Genomic DNA, 15504 nt, shown 5'->3' on the forward strand with positions numbered 1-15504 from the left:
GCGAGGTGGGCGCGACCTCGGCGGCGACCAGGGCGCCGGCGATGGGGCTGCGGCGGGGGAAGACCCGGCTCATGCGCACGCCGGGCTGGCGGTTGATCACCGCCTCGACCTCCTCGGGATGCACCTTCAGGCCGCCGACATTGATGATCCCCTCGCGCCGGCCGGTGAAATAGAGGCGCTCGCCGCGTTGCTCGACCATGTCCTGGGTGTCGACAAAGCCGTCCGCGTCGGTCAGGGCGCGCGGGGCGGCGCCGATGTAGCCGCTGGCGGCGCGGGTGGAGCGGATGCGCAGCGAACCGTCCTCGACCTTCATCCGCACCTCGCCGTCGCGATCCAGATAGGCGGCGGGGAAGCCGGCCAGCCCGTCGCTCACATCGAAGCCGACCCCGGCCTCGGTGGAGGCGTAGGCGTGGCCGACGGGGACGCCGGGGAAGGCGGCCGCCAGGCTGTCCAGCACCCCCTGGTCGGCGATCTCGCCCGACAGGCGCACATAGCGCGGTCTCAGCTGGCCCAGCGCCGGGCTCATCAGGGCGCGGCGCCAGTGGGAGGGCGTGCCGGAGATGTTGGTCACGCCGGCGCGCGCGGCGCGGGCTAGGAAGTCGGCGATGGGCTCCTGGGCGTCGGACAGCACCATGCTGGCCTCGCCCAGCAGGGCGCGCAGGAGCATCTGCAGGCCGCCATAGCGGCGGATGTCGTAGAAGCTGGACCAGACCACCGATTCGCCGCCGGCCGCCTGGGCCGGGATCGCGCCGGTGAGGGCGGCCAGGTTGTGGGCGACCATCTTGGGGCGGCCGGTGGTGCCGGAGGTGAACATCACCCACTCGGTCGGCCGGTCCCCGTCCCGGATCGGCACGGCGCGTGGGCGGTCCATGGCGATGCGGACGACGCTTGAGGGCAGGGTGTCGGGGACGTCGCCGTCGTGGAGGATGGCGTCGATCTCCGCGTCGGCGCAGATGGCCGGCAGGTGGGCGGGGTCCAGGTCCGGCGGGCAGATGGTCAGCCGCCGCGCCGTCCCGTCCAACTCGATCAGCGCCAGCACGGCGGAAAGCTGGCTATGGGTGCGCACCAGCACCGACCGGCCCGCCAGGTCCGCGTCCGGGGCGCACGAGGCGCCGGCCAGGGCGGCGATGGCGAAGCTGTCGTGCGGATCGCTGATCCGGCCGGGATGCCCGGGGCCGATGCGCTGGCGGAGCGACATGATCTTATATGTAGCTGGGGATGATGAAGCTCAGGCGACCGGCGCGCGGTCGTAGAAGGTCACGAAGTCGCCCAGCGTGACCGGGAAGGCGAAGTCCTCGTCCGCGGCGAAGGGGTCGAAGCCCATGGCGTCCTCCAGGCGCGCCACCAGGATGGCGAAGGACAGCGAGTCCAGCCCGCAATCCAGCAGCACCAGCTCGTCGGTCAGCGGAGCCAGGGTGCGCTTCTGCTCGGTGGCGACCAGTTCGATCTCGCGCACGATGATTGCACGTGTGTCCATGTATCCGTCTCCCGTTGCGTCGCGATCCGACCTGCGCACTTTGGCCGCAGAGGCTCGCAGCCCGTAGCGATCTCTTTTGCAAAGCCTGTGCCCGAAAGTTGCATAGGGCTCGGCCAAGGACCCAGGCTGTGTCCATATTGGTGCGCGAAAATGGAAAAGATTCCGCAACTGAGATGCCGCCAGATCGTGGAGGCGGATTTCGCCGCCCTGGCCGCCCTGTTGCACACGGCCTTCTCGTGCTGGTCGTACGACTACTGGCTCGACGGGTTGGCGCACATGCGCGATCGGGAGTCGCCGGAAGGCTATCCCCGCTATGGGTTTGCGCTGGAAAGCGGCGGCCGGATCGTGGGCGTGATCCTGACCATATTCACCGCCTTCGAGCGGGGCGGCGTGCGCAAGGTGCGCTGCAACGTGTCGAGCTGGTACGTGGAGCCGGGCTTCCGCGGGCAGGGCTCGCCGATGATCTCGCAGATCTTCAAGTACAAGGACGTGACGGTGATGAACGTCTCGGCCGTCGTCCACACCTGGCCCATTCTGAAACACCAGGGCTATGTGCGTTACAGCGAGGGACAGGTGGTCTGTCTGCCGGCGCTCAACTTCGGGCCGACCGGTGTGAGGGTGTCGCCCTATACCGACGCGATGGCGACGGGGCTGGGCGATCCGCAGGAAGCTGCGCTGATGGCCTACCACGCGGCGCGGGGCTGTGTGTGCCTCGTGTGCGAGACGGCCGATGGGCTGGTCCCGTTCGTGTTCTTCAAACGGCGGATCAAACGGCTGCACCTGTCCTACGTCCAGCTCGCCTATTGCCGCGACACCGCCGATTTCGTCCGCTTCGCCGGGCCGTTGGGACGGCGCCTGCTGGTGCACGGCATGCCGTTCGCGGTGCTCGACGCCGAGGGCAAGGTGAAGGGGCTGGTCGGCCGCTTCGTGCAGGACCGGGCGCCGAAGTTCTATCGCGGGCCGGATCGTCCGCGCCTGAACGACCTGGCCTATACCGAGGCGGTGGTGCTGGGGGTGTGATCTCCGCTTATTCTTGAGTGCGCGCCTGCCTTCCAACCGCTCATCCCGGCGAATGCCGGGACCCAGATCCTAGGGCTGGGCGGCCATTTGCTTAAGGCTCTTACAAGGGCAGGCGGCTTATCCTTCGGCGTAGCGACCTACGATCTGGGTCCCGGCATTCGCCGGGATGAGCGGACAAAGGGCTGCATCCGATAGGGTGGAACTGCTCTCATCGGCGACACCGATCTCGATCGTCCAAGGCGGAGGGGCTGAGCCCATGCACGGTTCGAACATGGGACAGCGGAGCGCCGCCCAGGCGCTGGTGGACCAGCTGGTGCTGCACGGCGTGGAGCATGTGTTCTGCGTGCCGGGCGAGAGCTACCTGCCGGTGCTCGATGCTCTGTACGACACGCCGCAGATTCAGGTCACCGTCTGTCGCCAGGAGGGCGGGGCGGCGATGATGGCGGAGGCGGTCGGGCGCGCCACCGGGCGTCCGGGAGTCTGCTTTGTCACGCGCGGGCCGGGGGCCACCAACGCCTCGGCCGGCGTCTATATCGCCCACCAGGACTGCACGCCGATGATCCTGTTCGCCGGCCAGGTGGACCGGCGCATGCGCGATCGCGAAGCCTGGCAGGAGATGGATTTCAGCGCCGTGTTCGGCTCCATGTCCAAGTGGGCGGGCCAGATCGACCGGGGCGAGCGGATGGCGGAATATGTCAGCCGCGCCTTCCACACCGCCTCGGCCGGACGCCAGGGGCCGGTGGTGCTGGCCCTGCCGCGCGACATGCTGGACGACCCGACCGAGCCCAACGTCCTGCAGCCGGTCTCGCCGCTGGAGACCGCGCCGGGCGCGGACGAACTGGCGCAACTTCAGGACCTGATCGAGGCGGCCGAGCGTCCGCTGCTGATCGTCGGCGGGTCGCGCTGGGACGAGGCGTCCTACGCCGCCATCCACCGATTCGCCGAGCGGTTCGAGCTGCCGACGCTGACCAGCTATCGGCGCGGCTCGCTGTTCGATCCCGATCACCGCTGCTACGGCGGCGACCTGGGGCTGGGCGCCAATCCGAAACTGATCGCGCGGGTCAAGGCGGCGGACCTGCTGATCCTGGCCGGCGGGCGGCTGGGCGAGGTGGCGTCGCAGGGCTACAGCCTGCTCGACATCCCCGCGCCCAAGGTGAAGTTGGTTCACATCCATCCCGGCGCCGAGGAGATCGGGCGGGTCTACCAGCCGCACCTGGCCATCCACGCCAGCCCGCGCCGCTTCGCCCCCGCGCTCGCCGCCCTGACGCCTCGTATCGCGCGGGGTCCGGCGGAGGCGGAGGCCGCTCATCGCGACTACCTGGACTGGTCCGACGCAGCGACGCCCCAGCCGGGCGCGCTGAACTTCGGCGAGGTGATGGTCTGGCTGCGCGGCCACCTGCCGCCCGAGACCATGCTGTGCAACGGCGCGGGCGCGTACGCGGCCTGGATCCACCGCTTCTACCGCTTCCGGCGGCTGGGGACCCACATGGCCCCGGCGGTGGCCTCGATGGGCTATGGCGTGCCGGCGGCGGTGGCGATGAAGCGGCTGTATCCCGAGCGGCCGGTGCTGTGCGTGGCCGGCGACGGGGACTTCCTGATGAACGGCCAGGAGTTCGCCACCGCCGTCCAGTACAAGCTGCCGTTCGTGACCCTGGTGGTGGACAACGCCAGCTATGGCTCGATCCGGATGAACCAGGAGATGGCGTTTCCCGGCCGTGTCTCGGCCACCGACCTGGTCAACCCCGACTTCGCCGCCTACGCCCGCGCCTTCGGGGGCTATGGCGCGACGGTGGAGCGAACCGAGGACTTCGCGGACGCCTTCTGCGCGGCCGAGGCGTCGGGTCTGCCGGCCATCCTGCACCTGAAGATCGACCCCGAGGTGATGACGCCCGGCTCCACCCTGAGCCAGATACGCGAGCGGGCGCTGGCGGGGCGGTAAGGAGTGGGGCGTGCTTCGAGACGCGGCTCACGCCGCTCCTCAGCATGACGAAGGTTGGGGATGAAGGCGGTGGCGGAAGTTGGAGCATCCCACCAACTCTCGTCATGCTGAGGAGCGGCGTGAGCCGCGTCTCGAAGCACGCAGGCCCTATCCGCAACCCACGGCCCTAGCCGTCCGCGATCAGCCCCTGCAAAATCGCCGTCCGCGCCTTGATCAGCGCCACCGCCAGCCCGTCCGCCGGCCGCCCCGGCGCCTGGGCGCGGGCGAAGGCCAGGAAGGCGTCGCGATAGTGAAGCCGGCCCGCTGGGCGTCGCGCACGTCCTTGAACGTCACCGTGCCGAACTTCTGCACCTTGTCCCCACGGGCCTGGAGCTTGCGGTAGGCGGCGTTCAGCGCGGCGTCGGCGGCGCTCGCCTGGGCGGGCGAGGCGGGTGGGACGCGGCCGGCGAGCACGGCCTGGAGCTGAGAGGTGAAGGCCTTCTTGGTCTCCTGTTCCTCCTCGGTGGCGATGGCGTCGCGCGCGGTGCCGGACAGGTCGACTTCCCCGTCGCCATGCTGGGTGGCATAGGCGTCGGCGGCGGTGCGCAGCGCGGCGTAGGCCGTGCGCGCGCCGGGCGCGATGGCCAGCCCGTCGAGCGCGGCCTTGCGCTTGGCGTCGGTCAGTACGGCGTCGCGCGCGGCGCAGAAGCCCTCGCCCATGCCGCTGGTGATGTCGTCGCAATAGTCGAAGCGCCTCTTGCCCGGTCCCTTAGCCTTCAACTGGGCCAGATGATGCACCCGCCCGTCGCTCTCGGCCGGCGCCCCGTCGAGGTTGCAGGCGAGGTGAGTGGCGAGGTCCAGGTTACGCGGCACGCCCAGCCCGTTGGCGTAGATCATCATCAGGATCGCGCGTCCGGAGAACACCGCGCCGCCCTGCGGACCCGCCGTGGCGCTGTCGACCTCGCCCCCGTCGCTCTCCGCGGCGGCGCACAGTCGGGCCTTCACCGGATCGGCGGGACCGTGCTCGCCATAATAGAGCGCCTCGGAATCGCAGCCCTTCAACCCCGCCGCCACCCTGGCCGACGGCCGGTCCCGCGCCGGTATCTCCACGCCCTCGACCGCCCGGCACATGGCCTTGGAGGCCGCATACTGAGACCCGGCCGTCAGTGCGCTCTTCTCACGGCCCCAATCCTCCTGCGCGTGCGCGGGGAGAGCGATGGCGAGGGCGGCGAGGAGGGTGGCGGTGAGGGCAGTGGATGGGGCGCGCATAGAGGTCCGATCCGGGGAGGGCGTTTCAACTCTATCCGGCAGCTTTGCGCTATTCTGGACATCAGCGCACTTCTGGAGAGGCGACATTTGCGCAGATCGATACGCCCACTTCCCGACCAACGTGGGAAGACCGCTCCGATCTCGCCCATTTGGGCTAGTGCGCGACCTGTGTTTCCGGCGCCGCATCGTAAGCCTGCGCAGCGCCTGCGAACCTTATCTCGAAGCGGTCCAAAGTCACGCCGGGATCTAGCGCATAGACCTCAAGGGTGTGGCTCCCGGGTTTGAGCGGCACGTCGCGGAGCTCGACCGCCGCGGCGTTGTCGAGCACGTTCTGCCGCCACTTGGCGCCGTAGTAGACCACGTTGAAGTCGAGCACCTGCGGCCTGCCCCGGTCGAGCGACACCGCAATGCGAAGTCTGCCGTTTTTGGTCGTCGGGAAGACCGGCAGCCCGATCGCCTTCACGGTGGCGGTCTCGTCGGTCACGTAGTTAGGGAAGCTGTAGTCGTGGTCGGGCGGCAGGGTGGCGAAGCGGTAGAGCAGCCTCGGCGCCTTGGCCAGAGCCGCCGCGTCGTCCGGGTCCACCGGCGCCATGTCGAGGCTGGCCTGGACGTCGGCGCCGGTATGGCCGACGCCGTCCAACACCCTCCACGCCCCCGTCAGCGCATCGGCATGGGCGGCGTACATCGAGACCACGCCCTGGGCGTCGATAAAGGAAGCCGCCTTGTCCGCGAGCGGCGGCGCGAGGCGGACATGGACCTCGATCGGCTTCTGGCCAGCGCTGCAGCTGACGTTGATCAACCCTTCGCTCTGTCCTTGAGGCGCCTTCGACCAGTCGACCGATACATGCAGGCGCTGCTCGAACTGCTTCGTCGCCGGGGAGAAATGGCCGGCCCGCTTGTCGGTCCTGATCCAGGGCGCGTTCGGCGTGACGCTCCAATCCGCACTCACCGGCTGCTCGGTGAAGATGTCCATGTAGTAGCTGCGATTTCCGAGCTCGCGGTTGAAGGTCGGCAGGGTCGGATACCACCAACCCTTGTCGTCGAAATAACCGCCGCCATCGACCTGCACGCCGCAACGGCTCCAGTCGGTCGGCATCTTCCAGGACGGTATCGCCATCGGCAGATAGTTCGGAAGGGTCTGCGGATAGTCCGTAGCGATGCCGTTCCACTTGCCGTCCGCGTTGTCCTGATTATAGCGGCGGACGTTCTCGGCGATCTGCTGGTGCGCCTTTTCGACCTCCTCGGCATAGACGTTGGCGCTGGCGCGGCGTTGCAGGCCGTAGGCGATGGATTTGTCCATGGCGAGCTGCTTCAAGCTCATATTGCCGCCGGTGTTCACCGTGTAGTCGACAAGCTCGTAGAAAGCCGATTTGCGGTCTTCCGGCATCGACGCCATCAGGCTCTTCGATTCCGCCATGATTGTCTTGTAGGCATCGGCCCGACGCGCGTTCTCGTCGCCGAAGTCGGTGATGTTGTAGCGCGTCTGCTGCACCGCGGTTTCCGGGAAAGTGGTGCTGAACGCCATGAACTCCGGGTTTCGATTGAAGGCGAGCTTGTAATACCGCCACATCACATCGGCGATTTCGTCACCGTGAGCCTTGCCGAAGTTCTGCGCCGACCAGTTCTGGAGATAGGCCCGGGCCGAACCCGGTTTCGCGAACGCGTCCATGTCGAAAGCCATGGCCAGGAAGAAATCGGTGAGGTATTCGCACGGCTTGATGTTGCCGACGTTCAGCATCCAGATGTTCCGTGCGTCAAAATGGTAGGAGCGGCTCATCTCCTCCCACATCAGGGACGGATCGGTTGACGCCAGAAACAGATAGTTGCCGGGAGCACCCCAGAAGGTCGCGTGGTAATAGACGCCGGAGCCACCGGGGTTCTGGCGCTCCTTGGCGTCGCTGAGCTGCAACAGGTAGCCATAGTTGTCGTCCGGCCAGACGATCGTCACGTCCTTTGGCAGATTTATACGGCCGGTATTGTATGCTGCCGTGATTTCCTTGTACGGCGTGAACACTTGCGGGATCTGATCCGCAGGCTTCTTCAGCGTCTCGCTCAGGATTTTCCGCTGCTCTGAGACGACGTCGTGCAGTATGTCGCCCATTTTCTCGGCTGTGTCGGCGCCTTCCATCGGAAAATCATCGGCGCCACGCATGCCGATCGTGTAAAGGTTGTCGTATGCGCCCCATTTTTCGACAGCGCCGTGCCAGTAGTTTTTCAGGTGATTTTTGTTTTTCACCCAATTATAAGGCCCCATCGTCTTTGGGTCCCATTCGGCCGCGTTATTTCGCAACAGCATCTCGACGTGGGAAGTGCCCCGCACGATAGCGTAGTCCTTGGCCAGATCGTAGTTTTCCTTGTGGACGTTGAACGGCGGATCGCTCCCGTTCATCCCTGGCCACAACATGTTGGACTTGAGCCGCCACATTAGCTCGAAGACGCGCTCATAGGTCTTGGGACCGATGCCGCCTTCGCTCTTGTCGTAGGTCTTGGCGGCCCAGACCCGCAGATTGCTGGCGTTGATGAAGAAGCCGCGATACTTCACCGACGGCTCCTTCGAATAGCGCAGCTCGGCCGGGATGGCGATGTGGTCGACCTTGCGGATCTTGACGTCGGCCCACCATTCCCAGGCGGAAACCCCCATCTCGCGCGTCAAATCGACGACGCCCCAGACGGCGCCGCGCGCGTCGGAGCCGAAGATCAGGATCGCCTTGGCGGTGGGGTCCCAAGGCGCCGGGATCACCGCACGACCGTAGGTCTCCCACTTGCCGTCTATCGCCGCCGTGGAAATCTTGTTCTTCTTGAGTAGCGCCGCGATCGAGGGTGATGAGGCTAGGCCGACGATAACCCCGGCGCCTTTGGCGACCTTAAGATCGGGCGCGACGAAGGGCGCATGCCCAGTGAGTTGCGAGAGGTCGTGCGAGAGGAGTTCGGCCGCCTTCCTCACCGGCGTGCCGCTTGCGGTGTCGTAGACCACGCTCGCCACGACCCCGCCGTCATACAGAGTGACCTCGGACGGTTTGGCGACGGCGACGCCGCCGAGAAGCGCGATCCACCCGAAGCATGCCGCCAAGCGAACGATCAGCTTGAACACACTCTCTCTCCGATCCGCGCGCACCATCATGGTAGCGCTAAATTGCATGATGCGAAGAGCCTATGTTTTCGAATCTGAGACCCGAAATTACGCCTTAGCTGTTTGATCCCGGCCTTTAAGGGGGCGTCATTTGGACTTCGCCCTAACCCTCCACCCCCTCCACCAAGATCACCCGGTACTCCGCGCCCTTGAGGCGGTACGCCTTCGCCGCCTGGTAGGCGGGGCTTTCGTACCAGGCCTTGGCGGCGGCCAGGGTCGGGAACTCCAGCACCACGACGCCGTCGGGTTCGGGGCCCTCAAGCGCCTCGTGCGGGCCGTAGAAGGCCAGGGGCTTGGGTGGGTGCTCGCCGCGCGCCTCGCGGGCCATTTGGCCGTAGGTGGCGAAGGCTTCGGCGTCGGTCATGCGCTCGCGGATCATGATCACATAGGCGGACATCGGGGGCTCCGGTCGGATGGATGCGGGGTGCGCCGGCGGGGCGCGCGGGCTCAGTCTTGCGCCCACGCGGCGAGTTTCGCCACGGTGTTCATGTTGCGCGCGGTGCCGCCCTTGGCGGCGGGGATCTTCAGCTTGGAGTCCCCCTGGCCGTCGGGATAGTGGACATAGACCTCACGCAGGCCCAGCCCGATCTCTTCGGTGTCGCGGCCCGTCACGCCGTCCAGGGTGTCAGCGGGCGGCGGGGCGTCGAGGAAGATCGCCACGGTGCGGTTGGACGCGGCCCCGGCGAATGGATTGGCCGCCAGCACCGCCGCCATCTCCGCCTCCGTGCGCACCAACACGCCCACCGGTTTGCCGGCGTAGCGCTCCAGCGCCTGTTCCAGCGCGGCCTTGACCTCGGACTCGCTCAGGGGGCTGTCGAACACCACGTTGCCGCTGGCGATGTAGGTGCGCACCTTCTTGAAGCCCAGCGTCTCGCACATGGCGCGCAACTCGGCCATGGGCAGCTTGCCCGTGCCCCCGACGTTCACCGCGCGCAGCAGGGCGACATAGCCGGTCATGAGCGGTCGCCTTTAACGGGCGCCGCCGCCGCTGTGGGCGTAGTCCCAGTAGAGCCGGCGGGCCTGGGTGTAGAACGGGCCGGGCTGGAGCTGGCGGTCGTCGATGCGGGTGATGGCGCGCACCTTGGCGAAGTTCCCGGCGGAGAAGATCTCGTCGGCGGCCTCGAAGTCGGCATAGGTCAGCCGCGTTTCCTCGACCTGAACCCCGGCCTCGCGCAGCAGGGCGATGGTGCGCCGCCGGGTGACGCCGTTGAGGAACGTGCCGTTGGGCGCGGGGGTCTTGACCACCCCGTCCTTGGCCAGGAAGACGTTGGCGTTGCCGAGCTCGGCGACATTGCCCAGCATGTCGCGCAGCAGGCAGTTGTCGAAGCCCCGCCGCGCGGCCTCGGTCAGGGCCATGGCGTTGTTGGGATACAGGCACCCCGCCTTGGCCTCCACCGGCGCGCACTCCGCGGTCGGGCGGCGATAGGGGGACAGGGTGATGGCCATGCCGCCGCCCTCGCCGGGCATGGCCGACTCGTGGATGCACAGGCACCAGCGGGTGGACTCCGGATCGAACATCACCCCGCCGCCGACCATGCCGGTCTCGGCCCAGTACATCGGGCGGATATAGAGCGCATCCTTGGCGTCGAACTTGGCCATGCCCTCGCGGGTCAGGTCGTGCCAGGCGTCGAGCGACACCACCGGCTTGAGCAGGAATTTTTCGGCCGACAGGTTCACCCGCGCCAGGTGCTGGTCCAGGTCCGGGGTCACGCCCTCGAACCGGCGCGCGCCGTCGAACACGGTCGACGCCATCCAGGCGGCATGGGTGCGTGGGCCCATGATGGCGACATTGCCCTCCACCCACTCGCCCTCGAAGAAGGTCCAGGTCAGCGAGTGCGGCGTGCGGGTGGGGACCTGGGCGGCCATGGGCGTTCCCTCGTGTTCGGCGGCGTATGGATGCGTGGTTGCGGGGCCATGTGCAAGATCGGGGATGGTTGCTTCTCCCTTCCCCCTCGATGGGGGAAGGGCGGGGTTGGGGATGAATGCAGGACGTGTTCGGGTGGGCGCTGGAGGCGGGATGGCCTCATCGGGCTCTCCGAAACACGCAGCGCCTGCACCCCCACCCCGACCCTCCCCCATCGAGGGGGAGGGAGGCACGTACAGGCCTCTCACCCCCAGGTGGTACGGCCCTTGCTGTGAGGCCCCGCGAAGAGGTCGAACATGACGATGCTCCTGAACCGCAAGACCCCCACGATCCCATCCGAGGACGGCTGGCTGGCCGGACGCACGGTGGTGCACAAGATCGTCATCGGCCTGAGCGATCCCCAGGCCTGCCTGGCGGCGGTGGCCGAAGAGTTCTGCGGCGAGACCGGACGGATCGAGGCCTTCACCCTCAACCCCTTGTCCGGCGGGGCCTACGAGGCGGTGCTGCGTGCGGCCGACCTGAGCATGGACGCGGCCGACCGGCTGGTCTCGCGCCTGTGCAAGGCGGTCGGGGTTCGCTCGGTGCAGATCGAGCACATGTTGATACGATGAACACGTTTCCGGCCCATTATGGGGCGCCGCGATCTCGCGACCTGAACCGTTTCGATCCACCGCGCCGATGCGAGGGCCTGCGTCATGCGACTTGAAACCCAGGCGATCCACAGCGGCTTCGACGCCGATCCGGCCACCCGAGCCCTGGCGGTGCCGATCCACCAGACCGCCGCCTACGCCTTCGAGAGCGCCGATCACGCCGCCGCCTTGTTCGACCTGGAGGTCGAGGGTTTCCGCTACAGCCGCATCTCCAACCCCACCGTCGACGTGCTGGAAAAGCGCGTGGCGGCGATGGAGGGCGGGGTTGGCGCGCTGGCGACCGGCAGTGGGCAGGCGGCGCTCTACTATGCGGTGAGCTGCGTCGCCGACCACGGCGGCAACATCGTCTCCACGCCTCAGCTCTACGGCACCACCCACACCCTGTTCGCCTATGTGCTGCCGCGCCAGGGGATCGAGGTGCGCTTCGCCGAGGACGCCTCGCCGGAAGCCATCGAGAAGCTGATCGACAGGAACACCCGCGCGGTGTTCAGCGAGACCGTGGGCAACCCCGCCGGCAATATCTGCGACATCGGCGCCCTGGCCGAGGTGGCGCACAGGAACGGCGTGCCCCTGATCGTCGACAACACGGTGGCCTCGCCGGTGCTGCTGCGCCCGATCGAACATGGGGCCGATGTGGTGGTCCACTCGCTGACCAAGTTCATGGGCGGGCACGGCACCACGCTTGGCGGAATCATCGTCGACGGCGGCCGTTTCCCCTGGGGCGAGCAGGCCGAGCGCTTCCCCCAGTTCAACCTGCCCGACGAGTCCTATCACGGCCTGGTCTATCGCGAGCATTTCGGCGAGCGCGCCTATATCGCCCGCTGCCGCAGCGTGTTCCAGCGCACCATGGGCGCGGTGCTGGCGCCGATGAGCGCCTTCCTGCTGATCCAGGGCATCGAGACGGTGGCGCTCAGGGTCGAGCGGCACGTAGAGAACGGGCGCAAGGTGGCCGACTTCCTGCGCGCCCATCCGCTGGTCGAATGGATCAACTACGCCGGCCACGCCGACAGCCCCCACTACGCCCTGGCCCAGAAGTACCTGGGCGGGCGCGCCACCTCGCTGATGACCTTCGGGGTCAAGGGCGGGATGGAGGCCGGCAAGCTGTTCTACGACCGGCTGAACCTGATCAAGCGGGTGGTCAATATCGGCGACGTCAAGTCGCTGGCCTGCCACCCGGCGTCCACCACCCACCGCCAGATGCCGCCGGACGTGCAGCTCAAGGCCGGGGTGCGGCCGGAGACCATCCGCCTCAGTATCGGCATCGAGCACATCGACGACATCCTGGCCGACCTGGACCAGGCGCTGGCGGCCACCGCCGTCGCGGCGTCCGCGGTCGCGGCGGAATGACGATCATGACCCGCGCCTTCCCGCTCGATGAAGCGACGGCGCGCCCGCTGGAGATCGGGCTGGTCAACAACATGCCCGACGCCGCGCTCCAGGCCACCGAGCGTCAGTTCCGCAGCCTGATCGTGGAGGCCGCCGGAGAGCGGCCGGTGCATCTGCGCCTGTTCCACATGGCCGAGGTCTCGCGCACCGACGTGGCCGCGCGCCTGCTCGAGCGGGGCGGCTATGCGAGCCTCGACGCGCCGCCCACCGAGGGCCTGGACGCCTTGATCGTCACCGGCAGCGAGCCCCTGGCCGCGCGGCTGCAGGACGAGGCGCACTGGGATGCGATGTGCCGACTGGTCGACTGGGCGGGACGCAATACACACTCCGCCATCTGGTCGTGTCTGGCCGCCCACGCGGCGGTGCTGCGCTTGGACGGGATCGAGCGGCGTCCCCTGCCTGGAAAGTGCAGCGGCGTGTTCGCGTTCGCGCGCACCTGCGTCCATCCGTTGACCGAGGGGATGGGCGAGACGGTGTCGACCCCCCATTCGCGCACCAACGCCCTGGAGGCCGAGGACTTGACCGCGGCTGGATACTGCCTGCTGACCGCCTCGCCGGAGGCGGGCGTGGACGCCTTCGTGCGCGAGAGCGACAGCCGGTTCGTCTTCCTGCAAGGCCATCCCGAATACGACGCCGATGCGCTTCGCCTGGAATACCGCCGTGACCTGAAGCGGTTCCTGAACGGCGAACGCACGACTCTTCCCGCGCCGCCCCGCAACGCCTTCAGCCCCGCCGTCGAGGCCGTCCTGGCCGAACTTGCGCCTGGAACCGAGGCGCATCCGCATCCCGAGCGGTTCGAGGCCTACGCCCCGGTGCTCGCCACGCCCAAGGGGGAGGCGGGATGGCGGCCGGCCTGGGTGCGCTTCTACGCCAACTGGATCGACGGACTGGTCGAACGGCCGGGCCGCGCCGGATTGAACATGCAGCAGGTCGGCGAAGCGGTCGCGGTTCGTTAGATCGGTTTTGCCCCAGCGCCCCTTCGGGCTTAGGGACGAGCATGCCTACGAAGACAGCCACACCGACGCTCCGCCCGCGCCTCCGCTCACCCTCCGTGCTGCGACGGTTCAGGGGCGTGGTCGTGGTGATCGCCGGACTGTGGCTGGTGGGCGTTGCGGTCACGATCGGGAACCACGCGCAACGCTTCATCCAACGGTCGGAGGTAGTGTCGGGCGAGGTGGTGAAGCTGGACTTCGGGCCGGCTCACGGCGAGGTCCGGTTCGCGCCGCGCCAGGGCGGCATTGTAACCTATTCCCAGAACGGCGAGGTCTGGCTGCATCCGGGCCAGGGGGTGCGAGTACGCTACGACCCGGCCCGTCCCAACGAGGGACCCGTCGTCGATCAGCCGGGCGCCATCTGGGGGCCCACAATCATCGTCGCCGCGCTGGGCGTTATCTTCATGGCCGTTGGCGCGGCGTTGTTGAGACATGCGTGGCGGACGCGGGCTCGCTGATCCGTCCAGTTCCGCTTCGACCAAGGATGCTCTAAACCCTGCGCCACGCCCGGCCGGATCGGACGCCAAGCAGGAAAGCCCAGCATGAAGACCCGCGCCGCCGTCGCCTTCGAGGCCAAGAAGCCGCTGGAGATCGTGGAGCTGGACCTGGAAGGCCCCAAGGCCGGCGAGGTCCTGGTGGAGATCAAGGCCACCGGCATCTGCCACACCGACGCCTATACGCTCGACGGGCTGGACAGCGAGGGCCTGTTCCCCTCGATCCTCGGCCACGAGGGCGCGGGGATCGTGCGCGAGGTCGGCGCCGGCGTGACCAGCGTGGCGGTGGGCGACCACGTCATCCCGCTCTACACGCCCGAATGCCGCCAGTGCAAAAGCTGCCTGTCGCGCAAGACCAACCTGTGCACCGCCATCCGCGCCACCCAGGGCAAGGGGCTGATGCCCGACGGCGCCACGCGCTTCAGCTACAAGGGTCAGCCGATCTTCCACTACATGGGGTGCTCGACCTTCTCGAACTTCACCGTCCTGCCCGAGATCGCGCTGGCCAAGATCCGCCCCGACGCGCCGTTCGACACGAGCTGCTACATCGGTTGCGGCGTCACCACAGGTGTGGGGGCGGTGGTCAACACCGCCAAGGTCGAGCCGGGCTCCAACGTGGTGGTGTTCGGGCTGGGCGGCATCGGGCTGAACGTGATCCAGGGCGCGCGGCTGGTCGGCGCCAACAGGATCGTCGGCGTCGACATCAATAACGACAAGGCCGAGTGGGGCCGCAAGTTCGGCATGACCGACTTCGTCAACCCCAAGGAGATCGACGGCGATATCGTCGCCCATCTGGTGGCGCTGACCGACGGCGGCGCCGACTACACCTTCGACTGCACCGGAAACACTACGGTGATGCGGCAAGCGCTCGAGGCCTGCCATCGCGGCTGGGGCGTCTCGGTGGTGATCGGGGTGGCGGAGGCCGGCAAGGAGATCGCCACGCGTCCGTTCCAGCTGGTCACCGGGCGGGTCTGGAAGGGCTCGGCCTTCGGCGGCGCGCGCGGGCGCACCGACACGCCCAAGATCGTCGACTGGTACATGGACGGCAAGATCGAGATCGACCCCATGATCACCCACCGCCTGACGCTGGAGGAGATCAACAAAGGCTTCGACCTGTTGCATGAGGGCAAGTCGATCCGAAGCGTGGTGGTCTACTGAGCTAGTCGCATCCCTTCCCCCTCGAAGGGGGAAGGGCGGGGATGGGGGTGAGTGCAGGCCGGTGGGGGATGAGCTGTCGAGGCGGCGACGCCTCATCGGAATATTCGTTCTCCGTAGCGCATGCACCCCCACCCCAACCCTCCCCC

The 15504-nt window shown here is 67.7% G+C and carries 14 protein-coding genes; 7 read left to right on the forward strand and 7 right to left on the reverse strand.

Annotated features, from left to right (window positions below; all coding sequences use genetic code 11):
- Both GSQ87_RS06020 and GSQ87_RS06025 read right to left on the reverse strand, forming a co-directional pair.
- A partial coding sequence (locus tag GSQ87_RS06020) for an AMP-binding protein (protein WP_158914260.1) occupies positions 1–1198 on the reverse strand: 1198 nt, incomplete at its 3' end.
- A 30-nt stretch (positions 1199–1228) separates the two neighbouring features.
- Complete coding sequence (locus tag GSQ87_RS06025) at positions 1229–1477, reverse strand: acyl carrier protein (RefSeq protein ID WP_158914262.1); 249 nt, start codon at positions 1475–1477, stop codon at positions 1229–1231.
- Positions 1478–1627: 150 nt separating this feature from the next.
- On the opposite strand from GSQ87_RS06025, the gene GSQ87_RS06030 reads away from it, so the two are divergent.
- Both GSQ87_RS06030 and GSQ87_RS06035 read left to right on the forward strand, forming a co-directional pair.
- The gene (locus GSQ87_RS06030; protein ID WP_158914264.1) at positions 1628–2497 is read left to right on the forward strand and encodes an acyl-CoA acyltransferase; all 870 of its coding nucleotides are present in this window, start codon (positions 1628–1630) and stop codon (positions 2495–2497) included.
- A 256-nt stretch (positions 2498–2753) separates the two neighbouring features.
- On the forward strand, positions 2754–4436 hold the full coding sequence (locus GSQ87_RS06035) for a thiamine pyrophosphate-binding protein (RefSeq protein WP_254062753.1): 1683 nt from the start codon (positions 2754–2756) through the stop codon (positions 4434–4436).
- Between the two features lie 213 nt (positions 4437–4649).
- Here the strand turns inward: GSQ87_RS06035 and GSQ87_RS06040 are convergent, their stop codons facing one another.
- The 5 genes from GSQ87_RS06040 to GSQ87_RS06060 form a co-directional block, all read right to left on the reverse strand.
- Positions 4650–5684 (reverse strand): hypothetical protein, encoded by a 1035-nt coding sequence (locus GSQ87_RS06040; protein WP_158914266.1) that lies wholly within the window; start codon positions 5682–5684, stop codon positions 4650–4652.
- Positions 5685–5838: 154 nt separating this feature from the next.
- Positions 5839–8775: a glycosyl hydrolase 115 family protein gene (locus tag GSQ87_RS06045; protein WP_158914268.1), complete on the reverse strand. Its 2937-nt coding sequence runs from the start codon at positions 8773–8775 to the stop codon at positions 5839–5841.
- Between the two features lie 142 nt (positions 8776–8917).
- Complete coding sequence (locus tag GSQ87_RS06050) at positions 8918–9211, reverse strand: DUF1330 domain-containing protein (RefSeq protein ID WP_158914270.1); 294 nt, start codon at positions 9209–9211, stop codon at positions 8918–8920.
- 50 nt (positions 9212–9261) lie between these two features.
- Entirely contained in the window at positions 9262–9771 is a 510-nt protein-coding gene (locus tag GSQ87_RS06055; protein ID WP_158914272.1) for a DUF1697 domain-containing protein, read from the reverse strand.
- Between the two features lie 12 nt (positions 9772–9783).
- Complete coding sequence (locus GSQ87_RS06060) at positions 9784–10680, reverse strand: branched-chain amino acid aminotransferase (protein WP_158914274.1); 897 nt, start codon at positions 10678–10680, stop codon at positions 9784–9786.
- 294 nt (positions 10681–10974) lie between these two features.
- On the opposite strand from GSQ87_RS06060, the gene GSQ87_RS06065 reads away from it, so the two are divergent.
- The 5 genes from GSQ87_RS06065 to GSQ87_RS06085 all read left to right on the forward strand — a co-directional run bounded on the left by GSQ87_RS06065 (position 10975) and on the right by GSQ87_RS06085 (position 15358).
- Complete coding sequence (locus GSQ87_RS06065) at positions 10975–11289, forward strand: hypothetical protein (RefSeq protein ID WP_158914277.1); 315 nt, start codon at positions 10975–10977, stop codon at positions 11287–11289.
- Between the two features lie 84 nt (positions 11290–11373).
- Positions 11374–12675, forward strand: a complete 1302-nt coding sequence (locus GSQ87_RS06070) for an O-acetylhomoserine aminocarboxypropyltransferase/cysteine synthase family protein (protein ID WP_158914278.1) — start codon at positions 11374–11376, stop codon at positions 12673–12675.
- A gap of 5 nt (positions 12676–12680) precedes the next feature.
- On the forward strand, positions 12681–13670 hold the full coding sequence (locus GSQ87_RS06075) for a homoserine O-succinyltransferase (protein WP_158914280.1): 990 nt from the start codon (positions 12681–12683) through the stop codon (positions 13668–13670).
- Positions 13671–13711: 41 nt separating this feature from the next.
- A complete protein-coding gene (locus tag GSQ87_RS06080) occupies positions 13712–14164 on the forward strand; it encodes a DUF3592 domain-containing protein (RefSeq protein ID WP_158914282.1) in 453 nt (150 codons plus the stop codon).
- 84 nt (positions 14165–14248) lie between these two features.
- The gene (locus tag GSQ87_RS06085; protein ID WP_158914284.1) at positions 14249–15358 is read left to right on the forward strand and encodes an S-(hydroxymethyl)glutathione dehydrogenase/class III alcohol dehydrogenase; all 1110 of its coding nucleotides are present in this window, start codon (positions 14249–14251) and stop codon (positions 15356–15358) included.
- Positions 15359–15504 lie beyond the last annotated feature (146 nt).

Origin of the sequence: Caulobacter sp. S45 (assembly GCF_009765965.1) — a bacterium.
Taxonomy (GTDB): Bacteria; Pseudomonadota; Alphaproteobacteria; order Caulobacterales; family Caulobacteraceae; genus CAHJWH01.

What these genes read in the sequence shown, in the direction of transcription:
- GSQ87_RS06030 (WP_158914264.1), top strand. Translation starts at nt 1,628, where the DNA reads ATGGAAAAGATTCCGCAACTGAGATGCCGCCAGATCGTGGAGGCGGAT.
- GSQ87_RS06060 (WP_158914274.1), bottom strand. Translation starts at nt 10,680, where the DNA reads ATGGCCGCCCAGGTCCCCACCCGCACGCCGCACTCGCTGACCTGGACC.
- GSQ87_RS06070 (WP_158914278.1), top strand. Translation starts at nt 11,374, where the DNA reads ATGCGACTTGAAACCCAGGCGATCCACAGCGGCTTCGACGCCGATCCG.
- GSQ87_RS06075 (WP_158914280.1), top strand. Translation starts at nt 12,681, where the DNA reads ATGACCCGCGCCTTCCCGCTCGATGAAGCGACGGCGCGCCCGCTGGAG.
- GSQ87_RS06080 (WP_158914282.1), top strand. Translation starts at nt 13,712, where the DNA reads ATGCCTACGAAGACAGCCACACCGACGCTCCGCCCGCGCCTCCGCTCA.
- GSQ87_RS06065 (WP_158914277.1), top strand. Translation starts at nt 10,975, where the DNA reads ATGACGATGCTCCTGAACCGCAAGACCCCCACGATCCCATCCGAGGAC.
- GSQ87_RS06040 (WP_158914266.1), bottom strand. Translation starts at nt 5,684, where the DNA reads ATGCGCGCCCCATCCACTGCCCTCACCGCCACCCTCCTCGCCGCCCTC.
- GSQ87_RS06035 (WP_254062753.1), top strand. Translation starts at nt 2,754, where the DNA reads ATGCACGGTTCGAACATGGGACAGCGGAGCGCCGCCCAGGCGCTGGTG.
- GSQ87_RS06025 (WP_158914262.1), bottom strand. Translation starts at nt 1,477, where the DNA reads ATGGACACACGTGCAATCATCGTGCGCGAGATCGAACTGGTCGCCACC.
- GSQ87_RS06085 (WP_158914284.1), top strand. Translation starts at nt 14,249, where the DNA reads ATGAAGACCCGCGCCGCCGTCGCCTTCGAGGCCAAGAAGCCGCTGGAG.
- GSQ87_RS06055 (WP_158914272.1), bottom strand. Translation starts at nt 9,771, where the DNA reads ATGACCGGCTATGTCGCCCTGCTGCGCGCGGTGAACGTCGGGGGCACG.
- GSQ87_RS06050 (WP_158914270.1), bottom strand. Translation starts at nt 9,211, where the DNA reads ATGTCCGCCTATGTGATCATGATCCGCGAGCGCATGACCGACGCCGAA.